Annotated in this window: 26 protein-coding genes; 7 read left to right on the forward strand and 19 right to left on the reverse strand. The window is 63.9% G+C overall.

The window, feature by feature from the left end; genetic code table 11:
- Positions 1 to 3: 3 nt before the first annotated feature.
- From ACT6QU_RS11060 to ACT6QU_RS11070, 3 genes are all read left to right on the forward strand, one after another.
- Positions 4 to 732: a glycerophosphodiester phosphodiesterase gene (locus ACT6QU_RS11060; RefSeq protein WP_444565275.1), complete on the forward strand. Its 729-nt coding sequence runs from the start codon at positions 4 to 6 to the stop codon at positions 730 to 732.
- Between the two features lie 116 nt (positions 733 to 848).
- Positions 849 to 1,982 carry a GNAT family N-acetyltransferase gene (locus ACT6QU_RS11065; RefSeq protein WP_444565301.1) on the forward strand — a complete coding sequence of 378 codons (1,134 nt, stop codon included), beginning with the start codon at positions 849 to 851 and terminating at the stop codon, positions 1,980 to 1,982.
- 141 nt (positions 1,983 to 2,123) lie between these two features.
- Positions 2,124 to 2,555, forward strand: a complete 432-nt coding sequence (locus tag ACT6QU_RS11070) for an HIT family protein (protein WP_444565276.1) — start codon at positions 2,124 to 2,126, stop codon at positions 2,553 to 2,555.
- On the opposite strand, the gene ACT6QU_RS11075 is transcribed toward ACT6QU_RS11070, so the two are convergent.
- The 6 genes from ACT6QU_RS11075 to ACT6QU_RS11100 all read right to left on the reverse strand — a co-directional run bounded on the left by ACT6QU_RS11075 (position 2,530) and on the right by ACT6QU_RS11100 (position 8,080).
- Positions 2,530 to 3,465, reverse strand: a complete 936-nt coding sequence (locus tag ACT6QU_RS11075) for a phosphatase PAP2 family protein (RefSeq protein WP_444565277.1) — start codon at positions 3,463 to 3,465, stop codon at positions 2,530 to 2,532. The genes ACT6QU_RS11070 and ACT6QU_RS11075 overlap by 26 nt on opposite strands.
- A 50-nt stretch (positions 3,466 to 3,515) precedes the next feature.
- Positions 3,516 to 3,869: an AzlD domain-containing protein gene (locus ACT6QU_RS11080; RefSeq protein ID WP_444565278.1), complete on the reverse strand. Its 354-nt coding sequence runs from the start codon at positions 3,867 to 3,869 to the stop codon at positions 3,516 to 3,518.
- On the reverse strand, positions 3,866 to 4,534 hold the full coding sequence (locus ACT6QU_RS11085) for an AzlC family ABC transporter permease (protein WP_444565279.1): 669 nt from the start codon (positions 4,532 to 4,534) through the stop codon (positions 3,866 to 3,868). The genes ACT6QU_RS11080 and ACT6QU_RS11085 overlap by 4 nt, the downstream gene beginning before the upstream one ends.
- Before the next feature lie 181 nt (positions 4,535 to 4,715).
- Positions 4,716 to 7,181: an ATP-dependent Clp protease ATP-binding subunit ClpA gene (gene clpA / locus ACT6QU_RS11090; RefSeq protein ID WP_444565280.1), complete on the reverse strand. Its 2,466-nt coding sequence runs from the start codon at positions 7,179 to 7,181 to the stop codon at positions 4,716 to 4,718.
- Between the two features lie 8 nt (positions 7,182 to 7,189).
- Complete coding sequence (gene clpS, locus ACT6QU_RS11095; protein ID WP_029660067.1) at positions 7,190 to 7,546, reverse strand: ATP-dependent Clp protease adapter ClpS; 357 nt, start codon at positions 7,544 to 7,546, stop codon at positions 7,190 to 7,192.
- Positions 7,547 to 7,750: 204 nt separating this feature from the next.
- On the reverse strand, positions 7,751 to 8,080 hold the full coding sequence (locus tag ACT6QU_RS11100; RefSeq protein WP_444565281.1) for a phasin family protein: 330 nt from the start codon (positions 8,078 to 8,080) through the stop codon (positions 7,751 to 7,753).
- A 251-nt stretch (positions 8,081 to 8,331) separates the two neighbouring features.
- Here ACT6QU_RS11100 and ACT6QU_RS11105 point away from each other — a divergent pair, with 251 nt between their 5' ends.
- A complete protein-coding gene (locus ACT6QU_RS11105) occupies positions 8,332 to 9,786 on the forward strand; it encodes an SPOR domain-containing protein (RefSeq protein WP_444565282.1) in 1,455 nt (484 codons plus the stop codon).
- A gap of 39 nt (positions 9,787 to 9,825) precedes the next feature.
- Here ACT6QU_RS11105 and ACT6QU_RS11110 read toward each other — a convergent pair whose 3' ends face one another.
- From ACT6QU_RS11110 to ACT6QU_RS11130, 5 genes are all read right to left on the reverse strand, one after another.
- A complete protein-coding gene (locus ACT6QU_RS11110; RefSeq protein WP_444565283.1) occupies positions 9,826 to 10,512 on the reverse strand; it encodes a DnaJ domain-containing protein in 687 nt (228 codons plus the stop codon).
- Positions 10,509 to 11,246 (reverse strand): VWA domain-containing protein, encoded by a 738-nt coding sequence (locus ACT6QU_RS11115; RefSeq protein ID WP_444565302.1) that lies wholly within the window; start codon positions 11,244 to 11,246, stop codon positions 10,509 to 10,511. The genes ACT6QU_RS11110 and ACT6QU_RS11115 overlap by 4 nt, the downstream gene beginning before the upstream one ends.
- Positions 11,247 to 11,294: 48 nt before the next feature.
- Positions 11,295 to 11,729: a DUF1489 family protein gene (locus tag ACT6QU_RS11120; protein ID WP_444565284.1), complete on the reverse strand. Its 435-nt coding sequence runs from the start codon at positions 11,727 to 11,729 to the stop codon at positions 11,295 to 11,297.
- A 68-nt stretch (positions 11,730 to 11,797) separates the two neighbouring features.
- The gene (locus ACT6QU_RS11125; protein WP_444565285.1) at positions 11,798 to 13,198 is read right to left on the reverse strand and encodes an L-serine ammonia-lyase; all 1,401 of its coding nucleotides are present in this window, start codon (positions 13,196 to 13,198) and stop codon (positions 11,798 to 11,800) included.
- Positions 13,199 to 13,363: 165 nt separating this feature from the next.
- Complete coding sequence (locus tag ACT6QU_RS11130) at positions 13,364 to 13,498, reverse strand: hypothetical protein (protein WP_280113748.1); 135 nt, start codon at positions 13,496 to 13,498, stop codon at positions 13,364 to 13,366.
- A 277-nt stretch (positions 13,499 to 13,775) separates the two neighbouring features.
- Here ACT6QU_RS11130 and ACT6QU_RS11135 point away from each other — a divergent pair, with 277 nt between their 5' ends.
- Complete coding sequence (locus ACT6QU_RS11135; RefSeq protein ID WP_444565303.1) at positions 13,776 to 14,471, forward strand: DUF599 domain-containing protein; 696 nt, start codon at positions 13,776 to 13,778, stop codon at positions 14,469 to 14,471.
- Here the strand turns inward: ACT6QU_RS11135 and ACT6QU_RS11140 are convergent.
- The 5 genes from ACT6QU_RS11140 to ACT6QU_RS11160 form a co-directional block, all read right to left on the reverse strand.
- The gene (locus ACT6QU_RS11140; RefSeq protein WP_444565286.1) at positions 14,468 to 15,256 is read right to left on the reverse strand and encodes a YdcF family protein; all 789 of its coding nucleotides are present in this window, start codon (positions 15,254 to 15,256) and stop codon (positions 14,468 to 14,470) included. The two genes, ACT6QU_RS11135 and ACT6QU_RS11140, sit on opposite strands and share 4 nt — an antisense overlap.
- Before the next feature lie 16 nt (positions 15,257 to 15,272).
- Positions 15,273 to 16,754 (reverse strand): Asp-tRNA(Asn)/Glu-tRNA(Gln) amidotransferase subunit GatA, encoded by a 1,482-nt coding sequence (gatA, locus tag ACT6QU_RS11145; protein ID WP_444565287.1) that lies wholly within the window; start codon positions 16,752 to 16,754, stop codon positions 15,273 to 15,275.
- Complete coding sequence (locus ACT6QU_RS11150) at positions 16,751 to 17,221, reverse strand: GNAT family N-acetyltransferase (protein ID WP_444565288.1); 471 nt, start codon at positions 17,219 to 17,221, stop codon at positions 16,751 to 16,753. The genes gatA and ACT6QU_RS11150 overlap by 4 nt, the downstream gene beginning before the upstream one ends.
- Before the next feature lies 1 nt (position 17,222).
- The gene (gene gatC, locus ACT6QU_RS11155; protein WP_444565289.1) at positions 17,223 to 17,510 is read right to left on the reverse strand and encodes an Asp-tRNA(Asn)/Glu-tRNA(Gln) amidotransferase subunit GatC; all 288 of its coding nucleotides are present in this window, start codon (positions 17,508 to 17,510) and stop codon (positions 17,223 to 17,225) included.
- A 90-nt stretch (positions 17,511 to 17,600) separates the two neighbouring features.
- Positions 17,601 to 18,308, reverse strand: coding sequence for a metal-dependent hydrolase (locus ACT6QU_RS11160; protein WP_444565290.1), 708 nt, complete (start codon positions 18,306 to 18,308; stop codon positions 17,601 to 17,603).
- A 72-nt stretch (positions 18,309 to 18,380) separates the two neighbouring features.
- On the opposite strand from ACT6QU_RS11160, the gene ruvX reads away from it, so the two are divergent.
- Complete coding sequence (ruvX, locus tag ACT6QU_RS11165; protein WP_444565291.1) at positions 18,381 to 18,887, forward strand: Holliday junction resolvase RuvX; 507 nt, start codon at positions 18,381 to 18,383, stop codon at positions 18,885 to 18,887.
- Here ruvX and ACT6QU_RS11170 read toward each other — a convergent pair.
- Together ACT6QU_RS11170 and ACT6QU_RS11175 are read right to left on the reverse strand one after the other, a co-directional pair.
- On the reverse strand, positions 18,802 to 19,134 hold the full coding sequence (locus ACT6QU_RS11170) for a DUF6105 family protein (RefSeq protein ID WP_024585509.1): 333 nt from the start codon (positions 19,132 to 19,134) through the stop codon (positions 18,802 to 18,804). The two genes, ruvX and ACT6QU_RS11170, sit on opposite strands and share 86 nt — an antisense overlap.
- Positions 19,131 to 19,640: a hypothetical protein gene (locus ACT6QU_RS11175; RefSeq protein ID WP_444565292.1), complete on the reverse strand. Its 510-nt coding sequence runs from the start codon at positions 19,638 to 19,640 to the stop codon at positions 19,131 to 19,133. The genes ACT6QU_RS11170 and ACT6QU_RS11175 overlap by 4 nt, the downstream gene beginning before the upstream one ends.
- Positions 19,641 to 19,801: 161 nt before the next feature.
- On the opposite strand from ACT6QU_RS11175, the gene ACT6QU_RS11180 reads away from it, so the two are divergent.
- Positions 19,802 to 20,740, forward strand: coding sequence for an AEC family transporter (locus ACT6QU_RS11180; protein WP_444565293.1), 939 nt, complete (start codon positions 19,802 to 19,804; stop codon positions 20,738 to 20,740).
- On the opposite strand, the gene ACT6QU_RS11185 is transcribed toward ACT6QU_RS11180, so the two are convergent.
- Complete coding sequence (locus ACT6QU_RS11185; protein ID WP_444565294.1) at positions 20,722 to 22,350, reverse strand: acyl-CoA dehydrogenase family protein; 1,629 nt, start codon at positions 22,348 to 22,350, stop codon at positions 20,722 to 20,724. The two genes, ACT6QU_RS11180 and ACT6QU_RS11185, sit on opposite strands and share 19 nt — an antisense overlap.
- Positions 22,351 to 22,451 lie beyond the last annotated feature (101 nt).

The following is a 22,451-nucleotide window of genomic DNA, read 5'->3' on the forward strand; positions in this document are numbered from 1 at the left end:
CGCATGTCCGACATTTCCTGGCTCACCGCACACCCCATCGCCCATCGCGGCTTCCACGACCTGAACAAGACGCGCTGGGAGAACACGCTCTCCGCCTTCCAGGCCGCCATCGACCGCAACTACGCGATCGAGTGCGACGTCCATCTGTCGTCGGACGGGAACCCCGTCGTCTTCCACGACCATGATCTGAAGCGCCTGACCGGAACCGAGGGCCATGTCCTCGACCGGACCGCCCGCGAGATGGCGGACCTTCGCATCGGCGGCACGGACGACCACGCGCCGACCCTGAAGGAACTGCTCGACCTCGTCGCCGGCCGCGTGCCTCTGGTTATCGAGCTCAAGGGCACCGAAGGCCGTGACGACGGCCTCGCCGCCGCCGTCCTCGCGCTGGTCAAGGCCTATGACGGCAAGGCCGCGGTCATGTCCTTCGACCATTGGCTCATCCGCCAGCTCGTCGCGGATGCGGGCGACGTTCCGGTCGGCCTCACCGCCCACGGCAACAAGCCCGAGGAGCTGGAGGCGCATTTCTCGATGCTGGCGCATCCGATCGACTTCGTCTCCTACGGCGTCCACGACCTGCCGAGCCCCTTCGTCGCCTTCGTGCGCGAAAAGCTCGGCCTTCCGGTCATCACCTGGACCGTTCGCGACAAGAAGTCCGAGGAACTGACGGCAGCACATGCCGACCAGATGACCTTCGAAGGCTTCGATCCGGACGGACGCGGCCCGATCTGACCACGCGGACTTGCAACCTTTATCCCGGCTCGTATCTAGAGAGTGAATGAGCGGGTCGGGATGTCTGGTCGATGAGTGAGCGTGAAGCCGGGTTCGTCATTCGTGTCGTGGACGGGATGGCGGGCATCGCAGCGACCGACTGGGCAAAGCTTGGCGCCGCCACGCATGGCGGTCCCGAGCCCTACAATCCCTTTCTGTCATACGCCTTTCTGTCCGCACTCGAGGACTCAGGCTGCGTCGGCGCGCGCGCAGGCTGGCTATCGCAGCACCTGGCGCTCGAAACTGCTGATGGCGACCTCATCGGCGCAGTGCCCTGTTACCTCAAGTCCCACAGCCAGGGCGAATACGTCTTCGACCATGGCTGGGCGGATGCGTTCGAACGCGCGGGCGGCCGGTATTATCCCAAGCTCCAAGTCGCAATTCCGTTCACCCCCGCAACCGGCCCACGCCTCCTGGCCGATGCCGCGCTCGATCCCGCGCCCATCCGTCTCGCACTCGGCGAAGGGCTAAAGACGCTTGGTGACCGGCTCGGCATTTCGTCGGTACATGTCACCTTCGCGCAGGAGGAAGAAGCCCTCGCGCTCGAAAACCTCGGCTATCTCCACCGCACCGACACCCAGTTCCACTTCGTCAACGAGGGCTACGCCAGCTATGACGACTTCCTCGAAACCCTCGCCTCGCGCAAGCGCAAGGCCCTGCGCAAGGAGCGGCGCGAGGCACTCGGCGACGGCATCGAGATCGACTGGCTGACCGGGCGGGATTTGACCGAAGCCGTCTGGGACGATTTCTTCCGTTTCTACATGGACACCGGCAGCCGCAAATGGGGCCGGCCCTACCTCAACCGAAAATTCTTCTCGCTGATCGGCGAACGAATGGCCGACGACATCCTGCTCGTCATGGCGAAGCGCGACGGCCGCTACATCGCCGGTGCGATCAACTTCATCGGCAGCGACCGTCTCTTCGGCCGCAACTGGGGCTGCATCGAGCACCACCCCTACCTCCATTTCGAGGTCTGCTACCACCAGGCCATCGACTTCGCCATCGAACGCAAGCTGGCCGTCGTCGAAGCCGGAGCGCAAGGCGAGCACAAGCTCGCCCGCGGCTATCTCCCCGTCACCACCCACTCCGCCCACTGGATCGCGCATCCGGGGCTGAGGAATGCCGTGGCGGATTATCTTGAGCGCGAGCGGGAAGACGTGGCGGAGGTCGGCGAATATTTGAGTGAGCGGGCGCCGTTCCGCAAAGGGTGAATGGTGAATGGTGAATGGTGAATGGAAGGGGTTCCAATCCGCCACTTGCCGTCAACGCCTTCATCGCCGACGGTTGCAATCCCCTCGCCCCATTCACTATTCACTATTCACCATTCACCATTCACCAACCCGGAGCCATCGATGAAGACCGCCTACGACGACACGAACATCTTCGCCAAGATCCTCCGCGGCGAACTGCCCGCCCAGAAACTCTACGAGGACGACGCGACCTTTGCCTTCATGGACATCATGCCGCGCGGAAACGGGCATTGCCTCGTCATCCCGAAGATGCCGTCCCGCAACATTCTCGACGTCGCGCCCGAAAGCCTCTCGGCGGTCATGGCAACGGTGCAGAAGCTCTCGCGCGCGGTCGTCAAGGCGTTCGACGCCGACGGCGTGACCGTACAGCAATTCAACGAACCGGCCGGTGGGCAGGTCGTCTTCCATCTCCATTTTCACGTCATTCCGCGCTTCGACGGCGTCGCGCTGAAGCCGCATTCGGGCGAGATGGAAAAGCCGGACGTCCTCGCGGCCAATGCCGAACGGATCAGGGCTGCGCTGGACGGCGCGTGACGATCGCCGGCTTCCTGTGTTCGGCGCCAGCCGGAACGAGCATTCTCGCCATTGCGAGCGCCACCGCGAAAACGGCGACGCCACCTGCAAGATCGATCAGGTGATGCCCGCCATGGACCAGGATCGCGGGTATCATCGCGATGTTGACGACGAGAAACGGGGCCCGCAGCCGCGTTTCCCACGTGAACCAGATCGCCATGAGCGCCATCACCGTGTGGAATGACGGAAATGCGATCACGCCCAGCGTGTCCTTCGCCGTGATCAGCGCCGACCCTTCGATCGCCAACCGCAGCAATTCCGCTCCGTATTCGTTGCGCACGACCAGATCGATGCTGTTGGCCAGATCGCCTGGAATGTCGTGCATCGTCGACGGCCCGAAGCTCGGAGCAAGCCACCAGATGCCAATGGACAGTGCGGCGCCGATGATGCCGGCCAGAAGAAAGCGATGAAGCGCGACCGGCTTTTCCATGAAGCCGAGCAGAATGACGACCAGTACGAGCTGAGGCAGAGAACTCAGATAGATGCGCCCAAGCACGGTGCCGAGCCACGGCCAAGCCCCGAACATGGCGACGAAGTCGGGCCAGTGATAACCGAACAGTGCATCGATCCTCGCCAGAACCGGATCGATCGTGGGCGCGGCGAGCGGGAAAAGCAGGTAGTTCAGGATCGACGCAAGGATCGTGAACAGGACGAACAGGCCCGTCGCGATGGAGCCGAGCGCAATGCCCTCGCTGCGCCCGAGCGCGCGATAGGCAAGCCCCACAGCCATCACCACCAGCGCCGCCAGAATACCGGGCGCATAGCTGGCCCAGTCGACGGCCTGTTCCTTCGCGACGATCAGCCAGCCGTCGATCAGCGCCAGCGGCGCGAGAAACAACAGGATCGTGATTTCAGCCTGGCGCAGATACATGTCGGCCCTCTTCAGACGGAGGACCGTACCGGAATTTGATGAATCGCCGCCTAACCGGCCGCCAGGATCATGCCCGCGATCAGCACGGCCTCGGTCACGAAGATGCCGACCAGCACGCGCTTGCCGAACCACAGGAAGGCGAAAAAGCCGACGATCGCCGAAAAGACCCGCAACTCCAGCGTCGTGTCGGCGAGCGGCCCGTTCGGATTGACGATCAGATTGGCGATGACGGCGGCAACCAGCGCGGTCGCAACGCACCGCACGAAGACGAGCGCATCCGATTCTTCCGATATCCGCCCGCCGAGATAGACGCCGAGAAAGCGCCAGCTATCCGTCGCCAGCCATCCGGCAACGAGGATGAAGACATAAGGCCACCACCAGACGTCAAGCGCATCGAAGGTCATGTCGCTTTCCTGCGCTTCGCCACGATATGGAAAAGATAGGCCAGCAATCCGCCGACCAACCCCGTCGCCAGCAGGCTGAAATCGGGAACGACGATGTGGAAGAGCGGCCCGAGCAGAAGCCCGAGGACCATCGCGACATGCCCTGCTCGCTCGCGCGCGGACACCCAAAGCGAAGTCAGAAAGTAGATCGGCGTCAGCATGAAGAGCGCGGCCGAAATGATCGGCGGCAGGTTTTGCGCCAGCGTATAGACCAGCGCGACGATGATCATGTTGAGCAGGACCAGCGACGAGCCGACGCCGCCATACCAGCTCGTCCGCAGGTCGCGCGGCACGTGGCGAATCTGTTCGAGCGCGATGACCCAGGAGGTCACGGCGACGAAATGCGACAGGAGGTATAGGACCCATGGCCGCGTTCGCGGCCCGCGCAATTCCGGCACCAGCACGACGACCATTGGCGCAAGCCGCACCGATGACAACGCCACCGCAAAGGCCGCGCCGGCAATGCCGTTGCCCGCCAGCACCGCGCCGATCAGCACTACCTTCGCCGGAAGTGCCCACACGATCCCCGTCATGAACACGGTCTGCGCCAGCGTGAAGCCAGCCTCAAGCGCCAGCGCGGCAAAGCCGACGAAGCTGCTCGCCAGGATCAGCGCCGGAACCGACATCGACGCACGACACCCGCGCGCGAACCATTTGAGTCGCGTGGAGAAGTCGGGCGATGGAGAATCGATATGTGAGTCGGCAGGCGAAGGCATGTCGGGCCCCGATAACACAGGGGCCGGAAACTTGCGATGTTAAAAAAGCGGCGCCCGAAGGCGCCGCTCTTGGTTTCGCTGTCGGCCGGCCTCAGCTCTTGCGCGGCAGTTGCGGCACGCTCGACCGTTTGCCGCCCGCCTTGTCCGGCGCGCCATCGGCGCCGACCGCCGCCGCGACTTTCGCCTTGGCTTTCCGCGACGCGGCCTTCTTCGGCTTCGGAGAATCCTCCGGCGCTTCCTTCTTGGGCTTCACCGGCGCATCCTCGGCAAGGCTTTCGAGGACGATGCCCTTGGAGCCGTCCTCCTTCGCCTCGACCAGAACGCGCACTGTTCCACCCTTCTTGAGCTTGCCAAACAGCACTTCCTCAGCCAACGGCTTCTTGATGTGCTCCTGGATAACCCGGCCGAGGGGCCGCGCGCCCATGCGCTCGTCATAGCCCTTGTCTGCCAGCCATTCGATCGCGTCCGGCGTCAGCTCGAACGTCACGCGGCGCTCGGCGAGCTGCGCCTCGAGCTGCATAACGAACTTCTGCACGACCTGGTAAATGACCGGGATCGGCAGCGAGCCGAACGGGATGATCGCGTCGAGCCGGTTGCGGAATTCCGGCGAGAACAGGCGGTTGATCGCCTCCATGTCGTCGCCTTCGCGCTTCGTCGAGCCGAAGCCGATGGCCGGCTTGGCCATGTCGGAAGCGCCCGCATTGGTCGTCATGATCAAGATCACGTTGCGGAAGTCGATCTTCTTTCCGTTGTGATCCGTCAGCGAGCCATGATCCATGACCTGCAGCAGGATGTTGAACAGGTCCGGATGCGCCTTCTCGATCTCGTCGAGCAGCAGCACGCAATGCGGATGCTGGTCGACGCCGTCGGTCAGGAGACCGCCCTGGTCGAAGCCGACATAGCCAGGAGGCGCGCCGATCAACCGCGAAACGGTGTGCCGTTCCATATATTCCGACATGTCGAAGCGCAGCAGTTCCACGCCGAGCGACGCCGCAAGCTGCTTGGCCACTTCCGTCTTGCCCACACCCGTCGGTCCCGAGAAGAGGTAGGAGCCGATCGGCTTGTCCGGCTCGCGCAGGCCGGCCCGCGCCAGCTTGATCGAGGACGACAGTGCGCTGATCGCCGTATCCTGCCCGTAGACGACACGCTTCAGTTCGTCCTCCAGCGTCGCCAGCACCTTCTCGTCGTCGGCCGAGACGGTCTTCGGCGGAATGCGCGCCATCGTGGCGATCGTCTGCTCGATCTCCTTCACGCTGATCGTCTTCTTGCGCTTGTTCTCCGGCAAGAGCATCTGCGACGCGCCGGTCTCGTCGACCACGTCGATCGCCTTGTCCGGCAGCTTGCGGTCGGAGATGTAGCGCGCCGAAAGTTCCACTGCGGCCTTGATCGCCTCGTTGGTGTACTTGACCTTGTGGAAGTCCTCGAAATAGGGCTTCAGCCCCTTCATGATCGAGATCGCATCCTCGATGGTCGGTTCCTTCACGTCGATCTTCTGGAAGCGCCGCACCAGCGCGCGGTCCTTTTCGAAGAACTGGCGGAACTCCTTGTAGGTGGTCGAGCCGATGCAGCGGATCGCGCCGGACGACAGCGCCGGCTTCAGAAGGTTCGACGCATCCATCGCGCCGCCCGAAGTCGCGCCAGCGCCGATCACCGTATGGATCTCGTCGATGAACAGCACCGCGCCGGGATAGTCCTCGAGTTCCTTGACGACCTGCTTCAGCCGCTCCTCGAAATCGCCGCGATAGCGGGTGCCCGCCAGAAGCGATCCCATGTCGAGCGAGAAGATCGTCGCATCGAGCAGCACTTCCGGCACGTCGCCCTCGACGATGCGCTTGGCGAGCCCTTCGGCGATGGCGGTCTTGCCGACACCCGGATCGCCGACATAGAGCGGGTTGTTCTTCGAACGGCGGCAGAGCACCTGGATGGTCCGGTTGATCTCTTCCGAGCGGCCGATCAGCGGGTCGATCTTGCCGGTCTTCGCCTTTTCGTTGAGATTGACGCAATAAGCCGTCAGCGCATCCTGCTGCTGCTTCTTCTTGGTGCCTTCCTCGTTCTCCGAGGCCGGGCTCGCAGCCTCTTCCTCGGCCCCGCGCGGTGTGCGCGCCTCCGCGCCGCCCGGCCGCTTGGCGATGCCGTGGCTGATGTAGTTGACCGCGTCGTAGCGCGTCATCTGCTGTTCCTGCAGGAAATAGGCCGCATGGCTTTCCCGCTCGGCGAAGATGGCGACGAGCACGTTCGCGCCCGAAACCTCCTCGCGGCCCGATGACTGCACGTGGATGACCGCGCGCTGGATGACGCGCTGGAACCCGGCCGTGGGCTTGGAATCCTCGTCATAGCCGGTGACGAGATTGTCGAGTTCGGCGTCGATATAGGTGAGAACGGTTTGCTTGAGTTCGTCGACATTGACGTTGCACGCACGCATGACGGCAGACGCGTCGCTGTCGTCGATCAGCGCCAGCAGGAGATGCTCGAGCGTCGCGTATTCATGATGCCGTTCGTTGGCGAAAGTCAGCGCCTGGTGCAGCGCGCGCTCGAGGCCTTGGGAGAATGCCGGCATTCAGTACCTCATTTCTTTTCCATCACGCATTGCAGCGGATGCTGGTGTTGGCGAGCGAAATCCATGACCTGGGTCACCTTGGTCTCGGCCACCTCGAAGGTGTAGACGCCGCATTCGCCGACACCGTGATTATGGACGTGGAGCATGATGCGGGTCGCAGCCTCGCGATCCTTCTGGAAGAAGCGCTCGAGCACGTGCACAACGAATTCCATCGGCGTGTAGTCGTCGTTCAGAATCAGGACGCGGTAGAGACTGGGCTTCTTGGTCTTGGCTTTCGTGCGGGTGATGACCGCCGTGCCGCGGCCGGGGCCGCCATTGCCGTTTTCGCCCGCCTGAGCCTTGGGCGCACGCTCGCCGGAACCTATGCTCGTCACTCGCCTTCCCAATCCAACCACTCCCGCCTCGGAAGCGTCATGTAGGTGTTTCGTGTTCGATTGTAAGCCCTGTGTCGATGGTGACAATACGGCCAGGCTTCACGTCCTCGACAATATTTTTGACGTCTCGATCCGGCACGAAAAAGGCCGCGCAATCGCGCGGCCTCGTCGTCGTTTCATCGATGTGCCTTGCGGTCACCGCGCCTTCACGCCCAGCGTCTCGAAGGGCTTGTAGACCTCTTTCGCCATGTCGGCATAAAGCTCGCTCATGCGCGTCGCCTGGCCGACAAAGGCTTCATAGGCCTGGCGTGCGAAATCCATCTGGATCTCCATCGCCTTGTCGGGCGACTTCGCCTGAACCAGCTTTTCCACCACCGAACCGGACTGCTCGAACGCGCGTCGGGAGTATTCGGTCGCCTCGACGGCGATCGCCTGCATGTTCTTCGAAACGGAAGCGAAACTTCTCAGCCCGCTATCGGCCATTTCCTTGCCGAACTTACCGGCGTCGTCGAAGGATTGCATCATAAGCCAAAACCTCTTGGTCCAATGGATGGGGCAGCAATGCTGCGATGCGAAAACCGTAGCGTGCAACGCAGCACCCGTCAATTGCGGCCGGAATGCAGGCACGTCTCGAATTGGGCCGGCTTTATGAACGAAGCGGTTACCATAAACGGATCGGTAACTTCCGGCGGCTAGGTTGGCAGCATGTAAATCCTCGCCAGAATGCGACCGACAAAATCTGTATGGGTGTAGTTGTGCGTCAGACGTTCGCCGGAATGCTTCCGCGTCACCAGGCCGTCCTCAAGGTCCTGCTTTCCTTCCTCACCGCTCTCGCCTTGGTCGCCGGCTCCGTCGGTCACGCTTCGGCGAATCCGCGCTATGCGGCCTATGTCATGGACGCCAAGACGGGGCAGGTCCTGTTCAATCGCTATGGCGACGAACAGCGCTTCCCGGCCTCGCTGACCAAGATGATGACCCTCTACATGCTGTTCGAGCAGATGGAGTCCGGTCGCGTCGCCAAGTCGACGCCGATCCCGATCAGCGCCAAGGCAGCCGCCGAGCCGCCGACCAAGATCGGCTTGCGCGCCGGCTCCACGATCACGGCGGAAAACGCGATCTATTCGCTCGTCACCCGTTCCGCCAATGACATCGCCACTGCGATCGGCGAATTCGTCGGTGGTTCGGAGCAGAACTTTGCCCGGCTGATGACCACGAAGGCGCGCCAGCTCGGTATGAATTCGACCACGTTCCAGAACGCCCACGGCCTGCCGAACAACAAGCAGGTGACCAGCGCACGCGACATGGCCATTCTGGGCGTCGCCCTGCGCGAGCACTATCCGCAGTATTACTCCTATTTCGGCACCCGCGAGTTCAATCTCGGCAAGCAGCGCTTCGGCAACCACAATCGGGTGCTGGGTCGCGTTCGCGGCGCCGATGGCATCAAGACCGGCTACATCCGCGCATCGGGCTTCAACCTCGTCTCGTCGGTGCAGGACGATGGGCGTTCCATCGTCGCCGTCGTGATGGGCGGCCGTTCCGGACGTTCGCGCGACGACCACATGGTCGAACTGATCCGCGAATACCTTCCCAAGGCTTCGCGCGGCAACAAGCAGTTGCTTGTTGCTCGCGGCGCGGCCAGCCAGGGCGTTGCCGTTGCCGCCGCCGCCAACGTGCTGCCGACGAAGATGTCCGCGCCGCAGTTCCGCCCGGCCGAACCGGCCGGCGCCGCGCAGATGGAACTCGCTTTGACCTCGACCGCAGCCGCACAGCCGGTCGCCCAGGCGCCAGCGATGGCTCCTGCCCCGTCCGCCCCGCTGGGCAATGATGACGCCTCCAACCGTATCCAGATGGCATTCGCAGGTGCGGTCCCGACCGCCCGGCCGACGCCCCCTGCTCCGGTGCCCTCGCAGGCCGTGCCCGCGGCCCTGCATGCGATCAAGGAACGTGCCGAAGTCGATCCGGTCCAGACGTCCTCGACGCAGCCAGCCGGCTGGGTCATCCAGGTGGCGTCCATGCCGTCGGAAAGCGAGGCCAAGTCCTTCCTCGCCAACGCGAAGTCGCGCGCGTCAAACGTCCTCGGCAATGCCGATCCGTTCACCGAGACGTTCGACCACAACGGCCAGACCTACTACCGCGCGCGCTTCGCCGGTTTCGCCGGCAAGGACGCAGCATGGTCCGCCTGCAGCTCGCTGAAGAGCTACGGCATCGCCTGCTACGCGGTGCAGATGTAAGTTTCCCGTTCTCCGGGAGTGTTTCGTGTCGAAGGAGAATCAGCCGTGACCGGACAACAGAACGTCCTTGGCTTCATTGATCCGCGCAGCCAGGAAGGAGCTTCCTCCGAGGTCCGGATGCAGCCGCTGCATCAGGCGCCGATGCGCCTTGCGGATATCCGCCGCGCTAGCACCCGCTTCAAGACCAAGGACCTGGTAGGCCTCCTGCTTGCTCATGGGGCCAGAAGCTGGCGAGCGAGTTTCCCCGCCGCCGACATCCGCCTGCGCGTGATCGCGCCAGAGGGGAAGCCGGCCGTCAAGATACGTCTCAAGTAGCTGCCGGCTCTCGCCGTCATCCGCCAGTTCGGCGAGCAACTCGTAGAGTTCGAGTTCGCTGAGATCGCCAAGCGGCTTGCCGTCGAACCGGCCCGCCAGCACCACCCCGTCCAGTTCGCCGGTATCGTGGTCGAGTTCCATCTCCAGCGCCGCGGTCCGGACATGGGATCGCTTTCCCGGCGTCGGGCTGACGCGGCGACGCATCCGCCCGGCGCCATACCAGGCCAGCGCGCTCGAAAGCGCCATGCCGCCAAGGCCGGCCCGACCGATGAGAATGAGCCCCACGCCGACGATGCCGAGCGCAATCGGGCCGATCAGCCGCAGGCTCGAGGCAATCTTCGAGGCGTCGGCGCGCAGAAGAACGAACATGAGAAACAGCGCAAGCGCGCCACCGGAAATGACGTAGATCATGATCCGCTTCTGCCGCGCATGTTCTCGATAAGCAGGCGATCCGCACCACGTCCCCTCGCCTCGAGCGCAGGATAGCCGCCGGTGGCGTAGATCGCGATCGCCGAAAGCAGCTCGGCCAGCGTCGATGCCGCGTTGCGGTCGAACCGGAACCAGGCGCCTCGTGTCAGCCGTGCGATCTCCTTGAAGGCGCGCTCGGCAGATGCATCGTGACCTTCCTGAAACAGGAATACCGGAACGCCCTTGAGCCCGAGCCGTCCGGCCTTCTCCGCCAGATCGTCGACCTCCTCCTCCATCGCATCACCGATATAGACGAGCGCGTTGACCTTTTGCGCCTCGGTCTCGGTGAGAGCATGCGAGAGCACCTTGCCGATCTGCGTATGTCCGCCCCGGCAGTCGATCTTCACCATCAGGTCCTTGAGCTTGCCCGTATCGGAGACGAATTTCGACGATCGGCACTCGCCAAATCCGCGAAAGTAGACGAGCTGGACTTCAAGCCTCCCCGTCTTTCCGACCGCATCGAACATCTCGGCCTGAAGCGCACAGGCAAGGTCCCAGGTCGGCTGCCGGCTCATGGTCGCGTCGAGCGCCAGGATCAGGCGCCCCTTGCTCGCGCCGGCGACACGTCCCGCGCCCAATGCGCGCGCCTGCTTCAGGAAGGATGCGACCGCATTCGGGTCGCTGCGCTGCGTCTCGGTTGGCAGCGTCGTCGGTTTGGCGGGCGTCTTTTCACTCATGTTCATGAAAATGAGGTGCCGGCCCGTCCAAGGCAAGATGACGTGCGATCACAGAAGCCCGAGATCGGCGAGTTCGCGGCGAAGCTGCGCCGGCATTTCGCGCATGTCCGATCCGCCGCCGACATCCTGCGGGGCGTCGTCCGTCCGCAAATAGCGCCAGCCCTGGAAGGGCCGGCGGGGCTGCCAGACTGTCGGCGTGAGTTCGTGGTCGAGCACCAGATGGCAGCGGCCGATCCCGTCGCCATCGGTGAACGGTCTGACGTCGATCAGCTTCTGCCGACACTGCACGCCCCCCTTGATCACCCAGTAGAGCGATCCGCCGTCGAGCAGTTCCTCGACGCGCTTCGGCACCATTCGCGTCGTGTGGAAATGTTCAATCGGCTGGCCGCTCGCGCGCATCCGCGCCGCCCGCTCGTCGATCCACGACTGCAGGTCCTCGATCGAGTCGCAGCCGACGCAAAGCTTGAGGATGTGAAGTGCCATGGCTCTAGATAGGCGTGGGCTTCCGGCAACTCAAAGGCACGATCGCTTGATGTCCACAGAAAGCGACCTCAGCACTCGACGACATTGACGGCGAGCCCGCCAAGGCTGGTTTCCTTGTACTTGTCGTTCATGTCGAGCCCCGTCTGGCGCATGGTCTCGATCGCCGCGTCGAGCGGCACGAAATGCTTGCCGTCACCCTTGATGGCGAGCGACGCTGCCGTCACCGCCTTCACCGCGCCCAGCGCATTTCGTTCGATGCACGGCACCTGCACGAGCCCCGCGATCGGATCGCACGTCATGCCCAGATGATGTTCGAGCGCGATCTCGGCCGCATTCTCCACCTGCTCGGGCGAGCCGCCCATGACGGCGCACAGTCCCGCAGCCGCCATAGCCGACGCCGACCCAACTTCGCCCTGGCAACCGACCTCGGCTCCAGAGATCGACGCATTGTGCTTGATGATCCCGCCGACCGCCGCCGCCGTCAGCAGGAAATCGCGAATACCATTCTGGTCGGCCTCCGGATGAAAATGCAGCCAGTAGCGCATCACCGCCGGCACCACGCCCGCCGCCCCGTTGGTCGGCGCCGTCACCACGCGCCCGCCTGCCGCGTTCTCCTCGTTCACGGCCATCGCATAGACCGACAGCCAGTCGTTCGCGAGCAGCGGGTTCGGGCGGTTCTGCCGCCACTGTTCCTGCAGCGTGTCGTGGAGGTGCCGCGCGCGCCGGCGCACCTTCAGCCCGCCCGGCATGATCCCGTCCTGGCTCAAGCCCCGCTCGATGCAGCCGCGCATCGCGTCCCAGATCGCGTCGAGCCCGGCATCGAGTTCGGCGCGCGATTGCCGCGTCTCCTCGTTCGCTCGTTTCATCTCTGCGATCGACCGGCCGGAAGCTTCCGCCATCGCCAGCATCTCGCGCGCATTGCGGAACGGATGCGGCACCTCGCCCGCCTTCCCCTCCGGCCCCTTCGCCGCCAGCCGCTGCAACTCCTCCTCCGAAACCACAAACCCGCCGCCGATCGAATAGTAGATCCGCTTCAGGAGCAGCCGATCATCGGAATCGTACGCGCTGAAAGCCATGCCGTTCGCATGCCCGGGCAGCGGCTGCTTGCGGTCGAGGACGAGATCGCTCGCAGGATCGAACCGATAGCTCGCATGGCCGGGCGGCGTCACGCGCTTCGCCTCGCTCACCTCGGCCACCGCCGCATCCATCCTGTCCGGGTCCACCGTCTGCGGCAGCGCCCCTGTCAGTCCGAGGATCACCGCCCGGTCCGTGCCGTGCCCGACGCCGGTGAAGGCGAGCGAGCCGTGCAGGCTGACCGAGAGCCGGGACACCACCGCGCCCTGCGGCTTCGGCCAGTCGCCACTCAAGATCTCGTCGAGAAACCGCCCGGCCGCCGACATCGGCCCCATCGTGTGCGAACTCGACGGGCCGATGCCGATCTTGAAGAGGTCGAAGACGGACAGGAACATCGGGTTCTCCAGGAGGTGTCGGCGCACTCTTCGCCAGCCGCGCGTGCGGCGCAAGGCGTTGCCCGACCTTCGCTGATCCGGTTGCGACATGGCAAAGAAAAAGGCCGCGGAACGCGTTCCGCAGCCTCTCGAATTTCAGTGCAGGCCCGCGGCCTGCTTCGCGAACTAGCGAGCGGCGATCGTCGCCACGCCTTCCGCGCCTGCACCCCCGACCAGCCAGGCCAAGAGAATGATGCCTGCAAAGCCGATCACTGCCTTGGCGGTTACGCCCCAGCAGGATTTCTGAACGCTATCGTCCATGGAATTCCCGTTATTGAGATCTTGGTTTGCCATCGCCCCCGAAAAACGCGGATCGCGTCCCCTGCTCAAGCAGACTTCTGGGTAGACGTATTCGTGGCGCCTTGCAATGCCGAAAGAAGGCAAATTCAAGGCATGAATTTCAGACTTCTCATTCTGTTTCGAACAATTTGAGACAAATCATCGGGTTAGCTGTAACGCGATATTTGCGAATTCGTAACGCATCAGGCGAAAGGATGACGCTCGCATGTCCGGCGAAATCGGCTAGGCTCTTCGAATGATCCCCGACTCCCTCCTCCTCGATCCGCTCGACCTCGTGGCGCTCGCCTACTTTCTGATTGGCTGGATCGTCTTCGCCCAGGCGACGCAGGGCCGGCTCGTCTCGCGCCCGACGCTCACCTCCGCCATGAACCGCGAGCGCGAGACATGGATGCGCACCATGGCCCGGCGCGACCTGCGGATGATCGACACCGGCATCATGATGGGCCTCCAGCAGGGCACGGCTTTCTTCGCGTCGAGTTCTCTGCTGGCGCTCGGCGGCTGCTTCGCGCTTCTGGGCTCGACCGATCAGGTGATCGCAGTCCTCGGCGACCTGCCGACAAACGAGGACATCGCCCGCCCCGTCTTCGAGGCAAAGGTCTTCGGCCTGACGGGCATCCTCGCCTATGCCTTCTTCAAGTTCGGCTGGGCCTATCGGCTCTTCAACTATTGCTCGATCCTGATCGGCGCGGTGCCGATCGTGAAGGACGGCATCGAGGACGCCGCGACCGAGCGCGCGGTGATGCGGGCCGCGCGCATGAACCAGCTTGGCGGCAAACACTTCAACGCCGGCCTGCGCGCGATCTTCTTCGCACTCGGCTATCTCGGCTGGTTCGTCGGTCCGTGGTTCTTCATCGCCACGACGACGTTCACGCTCTTTGTGCTGGTGCGCCGGCAGTTCTTCTCCGCCGCCCGCGCCGCCGTCCTCGACGCCTAGGGAAGCAGCCTGTCGGTGCGCCCCGTCAGGCGATAGGCGACGAGCCCGATCCATTCGCGAATGGCGATAGCCGTATTCTGGAGGCTGTCGATCTCGTTGTCCTGAGCCAGACCCGCCGTCTCTATGCCCGCCGTGCGATAATCGGCCGGCCACGGCACAACATCGAACCCGGCCTTCTCGAACAAGAGCACCGAGCGCGGCATGTGGAAGGCGGACGTGACGAGCAGCCAGGTCTGACTCGGCTGCGGGTTCACCATGTCGCGCGTGAACCGCGCATTCTCGTCGGTGTTGCGCGAGCGGTTTTCCAGCACCAGCCGGCTTTCGTCGACCCCGAGCGCAGTCAGGAGCCGCGGCGCCGTGTCCGCATCGCCCTCACCCTCGAGCACCATCGTTCCGGTTCCGCCCGACACCACGACCGGCACCTGCGGATACCGCCGCGCCAAAACCGCCGTCTCGACGAATCGGTCGCCGCTCGAATTCAGCTCATAGCCGCCGCGCGCCAGATTGACCGAACCCTCGAACCCGCCGCCCAGGACGATGATCCCGTCGATGCGCTCGGGCGCAGGCTCGGGCCGCGCGAAACGATCCTCCAGCGGATGCAGCATCAACGCGCCGAGCGAGGTCCAGGTCGAAAGCGCCACGACGAGAAACGCGACCGAAAACGCCGCCCCGGCCAACCTCGTCCATTGCAGGAACAGCAGAACCAGCCCGACGAAGAGCAGGATGCCCGTCAGGTTGAGAGGGTGAGCGAGCAGCCAGAATATCTTGGAAAGGTAGAAGAACACCGGCCGGCGCCCTGACCTACCACCACTTCGCCGGCTCGAACCGCCCGGCTGCCTGCTCGATCACATGCGCCGTGCGGAACAGCGTCTCCTCCTCGAACGGCCGGCCGATAAGCTGCAGCCCGAGCGGAAGTCCCTTCGCGTCCAGCCCCGCCGGCACCGCGATGCCCGGCAAGCCCGCCATGTTCACGGTCACGGTGAAGATGTCATTGAGATACATCTTCACCGGGTCGGCGGCCATATCCTCGTCGGCAATGCCGAAGGCTGCGGAGGGCGTCGCCGGCGTCAGGATCGTGTCGATCCCGGCGGCGAACACGTCCTCGAAATCCTTCTTGATCAGCGTGCGCACCTTTTGCGCCTGCAAATAATAGGCATCGTAATATCCGGCGGAGAGCACATAGGTGCCGATCATGATGCGCCGCTTCACCTCGCGTCCGAAACCGGCTGCGCGGGTCTGCTCGTACATGTCGGCAATGTCCTTGCCCGGCACGCGCAGCCCGTAGCGCACGCCGTCATAGCGCGCGAGATTGGACGAAGCTTCCGCCGGCGCGACGATGTAGTATGCCGGCAGAGCGTACTTCGTGTGCGGCAGAGAGATGTCGACGATCTCCGCGCCGGCGTCCTTCAACCAGGCGATGCCCTTTTGCCAGAGCGTCTCGATCTCCTGCGGCATGCCTTCGACGCGATACTCCTTGGGAATACCGATCCGCATGCCCTTGATCGACTGGCCGATCGCGGCCTCGTAATCCGGCACCGGGATGTTGACGGACGTGGTGTCCCTCTCGTCCACCGACGCCATCGACTTCAGCATGATCGCCGCGTCACGCACGTCGCGCGTGATCGGCCCGGCCTGGTCGAGCGACGAGGCAAAGGCGACGACGCCCCAACGCGAGCAGCGGCCATAGGTCGGCTTGATGCCGACCGTGCCGGTGAACGCCGCGGGCTGGCGGATCGAGCCGCCCGTATCCGTCGCCGTCGCGCCGGCGCAAAGCCAGGCCGAGACCGCCGAAGCCGAGCCGCCTGACGAGCCGCCGGGCACGAGGTCGAGATTGGAGTTCTGCGCGCGCCACGGGTTCTTCACGGGGCCGTAATGGCTGGTCTCGTTGGACGAGCCCATGGCGAATTCATCCATGTTCAGCTTGCCGAGCATCACCGCGCCGTCGGCCCAAAGATTGGCCGTCACGGTCGATTCGTAGCGTGGCTCGAAGCCATCCAGAATGTGGCTCGCCGCCTGCGTGTGGACGCCTTCGGTGCCGAAGAGGTCCTTGATGCCGAGCGGGATGCCTTCGAGGTCACCGCCCTGCCCGGCGGCCAGCTTCGCGTCCGAGCGCTTGGCCATCTCGCGCGCTTTGTCCGGCGTCACCTTCACATAAGCGTTGAGCTCGCCATTGGCGGCGTCGATTGCGCCAAGATAGGCATCCGTCAATTCGGCCGAGGTGAATTCCTTCGCGCGCAGCTTGGTGCGCGCCTCGGCAATCGTCAGGCGGGTCAAATCGGTCATGGGGTAAGCTTCTTTTCGTAGAAACGGGAAAAGCCGGAATCGGGATAGTCGAGGACGGCGCCGCAGACCGCGTAGCCGCCGCGCTCATAGACGCGCCAGGCTTCCTCGAAGCCGGGCGCCTCGCCGGTTTCGAGAACCAAACGGGATAGCCCCAGCGCACGCGCCTCGTCCTCGACGCGGGCGAGAAGCCGCGAGCCGACGCGCTGGCCGCGAAAGGCAGGCAGCGTGTACATGCGCTTGACCTCACCCATCGTCGCGTCATGCGCTTTCAGCGACGCCATGCCGACTGCGCGGCCTGCCTCGTCGCGGGCGACGAACACGGTCACGCCCGGCGTCGCCATCTGCTCGACGGTCAACTGGAACTGAAACTCGCGCGGCGTCAGCGGCGTCATGTAGGCGTTGAGTTCCGCCACCATCTGCCGCACGTCGTCCTGCAGCGGCGTTTCCTGTGCAATCGTGACCGACATCCTATTCGATCACCTTCGGCACGAGGAAGAAGTTCTCGTCGGTCGCCGGCGCGTTGGCGACGACGTCCTCGGCCTTGCCGCCATCGGTGACAGCGTCGACACGCTTCTTCATTTCCATCGGCGTGACCGAGGTCATCGGCTCGACGCCGGAAACGTCGACCTCGCCCAGTTGCTCGACGAAGCCGAGGATTGCGTTGAGTTCGCCCGTCATCCGCTCGGCTTCCTGATCGGTGACGGCAATGCGCGCGAGATGCGCGACGCGGCGGACGGTGGCGAGATCGACGGACATGCTTGCTCCGCGGCAAAGGGCAGAAAAGAACGTGAAGCCCGCGCTATAAAGGCGCGGGCTTATAGGTGCAATATGAACTCGCCGCCGGGTCTAGATTTCGGTCGCCTCGCCGATCTTCGGAACCAGCACCTTCGCCTTCGTCCCCTTCATCCCCTCGACGAACTTGTCGGCGTTCTGATCGATGATCGGAAACGTTCCGTAGTGGCAAGGAACGATGGTTTCGAAGGCGAAGAAGCGCTGACAGGCCATCGCGGCCACCGCACCGCCCATCGTGAACCGGTCGCCGATCGGCACAAGCCCGATCTTCGGCTGGTGCAGTTCGTTGATCAGCGCCATGTCGCCGAAAATGTCGGTGTCGCCCATATGGTAGACCGATTCCCCATTGGCGAAGTGCAGAACGAGCCCGTTCGGATTGCCGAGATAGACGTTGCCGCCACCCTCCTTGCTGAAGGACGAGGAATGGATGGCGTTGACGAAGGTCGTGGTGAAGCTGCCGCAATCGACCGTTCCGCCGTGATTCCCGGGATTGACCTTGTTCGGATCGGCGCCCTGGCTGACCAGATATTCGTAGATCTCGAAATTCGAGACCAGCATCGCGCCGGTCTTCTTGAGGATCGGCAGCGTATCGCCAAGATGGTCGTTATGGCCATGGGTGAGCAGCACATGGGTCACGCCTTCGGCGGCTTCCTCCCAGCCCTTCCCCCATGACGAATTGCCGGTCAGGAAGGGATCGATCAGGATTTTGGCGTCGCCGGCCTCGATCCTGAACGCCGAATGTCCATACCATGTGAGTTTCATGTCCCGTCCTCTCTTTGATTGGATTGCGCGGAAGGATAGGACGGAGACAATCGAAGTCAAAGTGGCCGAACCATGAACCTCATCGACCTGGAACAATTGCTCGCCGTCTCGAACGGCCGACCCATCGCGGGGCTCGACCTCGGCACCAAGACGATTGGCGTCGCGGTTTCGGATCGCCACCACTCCTTCGCCCACCCCCGCCCCGTCATCATGCGCACCAAGTTCACGCAGGATGCGGGAGCCCTGCTGGCCCTGCTTGAAAAGGATCAGGTGGCGGCGGTCGCGATCGGCTGGCCGATCAACATGGACGGCTCGGAAGGCCCGCGCGCGCAGGCGACCAAGGCCTTCGTGCGCAACATGGCGCGGGTGACGAAGCTGCCCTTCGTCCTCTGGGACGAGCGCCTGTCGACGGTGGCGGCCGAACGCGCGCTTCTGGAAATGGACGTATCACGCAAGAAGCGCGGCGAGCGGATCGATTCGGCCGCCGCGTCCTTCATCCTGCAGGGCGTTCTCGACCGGCTGCAGACGCTTCTGCCCGAGCCAGATGACGCTCATAGCGACGAAGCGCCCAACTCCTGATCTGCTGCCTGCGCCGGAATGCGAAAATCGCGAAGATCAGCACCGTGTCGACGATGCACGCGCGGATGACGAGCGGCATGATCGAGGCCGGATCGACGCCGAGTATCTGCCCATAGACCTCGAAGACGTGGTCGTGCAGCAGGCGGCTCAGCATCAGATAGCCGAAATGCATGTCGTTGTAGGAAAGGAAGTACCAGCCCCAGAAGAAGCCCATCGGCAGGCCCCAGAAGATCAGGATGTATTTCATCGCCAGAAATCTCCCGGCGTGCCTGCGCCCTGCCGGGTCATGCGGTTGATCTTGGCGTCCGTCGCGGCCAGCATCGCCAGAAGGCGCGCGGCGGCGCGACTGTTGTCGTTGGCGCCGACCGGCTTGCGGGACGTCCCACGCTCGGCCTGCATGATCAGATGGCTGACGAGCAGCCCCGCGAACTGGAGCGCGCAAAGCTGAAGAACCGCGATGTCGCCTGCCAGGGCAGGCCCGATCGCGCCCGCCGTCGTCGCCAGAAGCCCGACCGCGACGGCGATCCGCGTAACGTCGCCCTGCCCGGCCTCTTCATTGTCGGAATCGATCAGCACGGAGACCATCGCCCAGAAGAAAGCGAGCGCGGCCATGAAATGGATAGCTGCGACCGCGCCGGTCGCGATCACGTCGCCCAGCGCAGCCGTGCCCGGCGCCGCGACGCTCCGCGCGCCAGAAAGGCAAAGCAGCGCCGCCCAGTGGAAGGCGATGATGATGGTCAAAGCGCGTGGCATGGAATCCCTTTCTTAACCATCAGGGAAACTGGACCTCGCACTGGTTACCGGCAATCGAAACCTTTTGTTAAGGTTAACGGCGAAGGGCGCCGGCACGGTTTACATTGCAGAACGGGGCTCTTAAGCGAGACATCTCCCGCCCGCGAAAGAACTCCCGGAAAATGCTCGCCATCTTCGAAAGCACGCTGCCGATCTTCCTGCTCGTCGTTCTCGGGATCATCCTGAAGCGACTGCCGATCATCGACCAGAAGGTCTGGCCGGGCCTCGAACAGATCGCCTACTGGTTCCTCTATCCCGCGCTTCTCTTCATCACGATCTACAATGCCGATTTCGACGGGTTGCGGCTTGATGCGATGCTGGTCGCTCTGGTTCTGTCCATCCTGATCATGGCAACCCTGCTCGGCCTTCTCTGGCCAGTCCTGAAACGAACGGGGCTGGTGGCGGCGACGGAATATTCGTCTGTGTTCCAGACGGCGATGCGCTGGAACGGGTTCATCGCGCTGGCCATCGCGCAGAAAATGTTTCCGCCGGCCGGCAGCGCCGTGGTCGCTCTGGTGATGGCGGTGATCATTATCCCCATCAACGTCTTCTCGGTTTTCGTCGTCACGAAATTCGCCGATTCCAGCGCGAATTGGGCCCGAATCGGGCGGACTATGGCTTTGAATCCGCTGATTCTGGCGGCATTATTCGCGATTCTGATGCGTTTTGCGCCGTTCCGAATCTACGATCCGATCAACGAGACACTTATCCTCGTCGCCAACGCGGCACTCGGAATGGGGCTGATCACCATCGGCGCGGGACTGCGCATCGCCGACATCGCCTCGCTGCGCTTCCCGCTCTGGCTGCCGGTCTTTCTAAAGCTCGCCGTCTTCCCGATCATACTGATTTCCTTGGCCTGGAGCCTCGGACTGGACGGCACGCAGCTCCAGTATCTGGCGCTCTGCGCTGCCGTGCCGACGGCGATGAACGGCTATCTCCTGGCCAAGCAACTGGGCGGCGACGCGGAGCTTTACGCCGCCGTCACCACCTTGCAGACCGCCCTCTCCTTCTTCTCGATCCCCACCGTCCTGGCACTCACCGCTCAGTTGACTTCGGGGTAGAGCGAATCGACAATCATCCGGGCGTCGTAGCGTGCGCCGAGCATGCCGTAGGTCGTGCGCCACTGGCCGCCGAGGCGGGTCTCGGCGAAGGCATCAGCGATCTGCCCGGCCCCAAGACGCTTGAGTTCGGCGGCGGCGGCGGCGAGCGCCAGTTGCTCGGTCAGGATGCGCGCGGAGCCCTCGTCCTCGACGGCGACGTCCATCGCGGCGCGAAGCACCTGCGTGGTGCCCGGGCCGCTCGCGCCGAGTTCCCGCTCGATCCAGCCCAGAACCTCTTCGAACGGGCCGCGACCTCGCTTGAGGACGCGCAGGACGTCGAGCGCCATGACGTTGCCCGACCCCTCCCAGATCGCATTGACCGGCACCTCGCGATAATGCCGCGCGAGCGGGGCTTCCTCGACATAGCCATTGCCGCCAAGGCATTCCATCGCTTCATAAATCAGCGCCGGCGCGATCTTGCAGGTCCAGTATTTGACGACCGGCGTCATGGCACGAGCGAAGGCGGCCTCGGTGCGGTCGTTCGCCGCCTCGTCGAAGGCGCGGGCAAGGCGCAGCGACAGCGCGGTCGCGGCCGCGACATCGAGCGCCATGTCGGCCAGAACCCGGCTCATCAGTGGCTGGTCGATCAGCGCGGAGCCGAAGACCTGCCGGTGGCGGGCGTGGTGGACCGCCTCCGCGAGCCCGGCACGCATGATGCCGGCATTGCCGAGCGCGCAATCGAGGCGGGTCAGCGTCACCATGTCCATGATGGTGCGAACCCCGCCCCCCGGCTCGCCCACCATCTCGCCGATGGCACCGTCGATCTCGACTTCGGACGAGGCATTGGAGCGGTTGCCGAGCTTGTCTTTCAGGCGCTGGAAATGGAGGCCGTTGGCCGATCCGTCCGAAAGAATGCGCGGGACAAGGAAGCAGGACAGCCCTTCCGGCGCTTGGCCGAGCACCAGAAACGCATCGCTCATCGGCGCGGACATGAACCATTTGTGGCCGGTGAGGCGATAAAAGCCGTTGCCGACGCGCTCCGCTTTGGTCGTGTTGGCGCGGACGTCCGTACCGCCCTGCTTCTCGGTCATCCCCATGCCGATGGTCAGGCCGGACTTTTCGACCGGCGGCTTCGACGCCTGGTCGTATTTGCGGGTCGTCACGCGGGGCGCCCATTCACGGAAAAGCTTCGGGCTCGCCATCAGCGCGGCGAGCGATGCACTGGTCATGGTGACGGGGCAAAGATGACCGCATTCGAGCCCGGCCGTCATGTAGAAGCGCGCGGCGCGAATCTGGTGGCGATGACCCTTTTCGGACTCGTTGTTCTCCCAGATGGACGAATGAATGCCGAGCGCCACCGAACGGCGCATCAAGGCGTGATAGGCCGGATGGAACTCGACCTGATCCAGCCGGCGTCCCTGCCGGTCATGCGTCCTCAGTTTGGGCGACTCGCTGTTCGCCAGCCGGGCCAGATCCAGTGCCTCGGGGTTGCGCGCGAACTTGCCGAGCAGGTCGAGGTCCTTGCGCGCGACTTCGGAAAAGCCTTCGCCAAGCTGCATCAGGAGCGGGTCGGAACGCCACGCATTCGTTCCCGCGATCGGCGGGGTCTGGTTCGTCACCTCGTGGTTCACGTCTCGTCCTTCCGCATCATCTCAATTCCGCCGCTCGCGGAGCATTTGCCCGATCAAAGCATGGGCGGACCCGCGATGAAAATCCCGGGGAGGAAATTTGT

Origin of the sequence: Aliihoeflea sp. (genome assembly GCF_052435475.1) — a bacterium.
Lineage (GTDB): Bacteria > Pseudomonadota > Alphaproteobacteria > Rhizobiales > Rhizobiaceae > Aliihoeflea.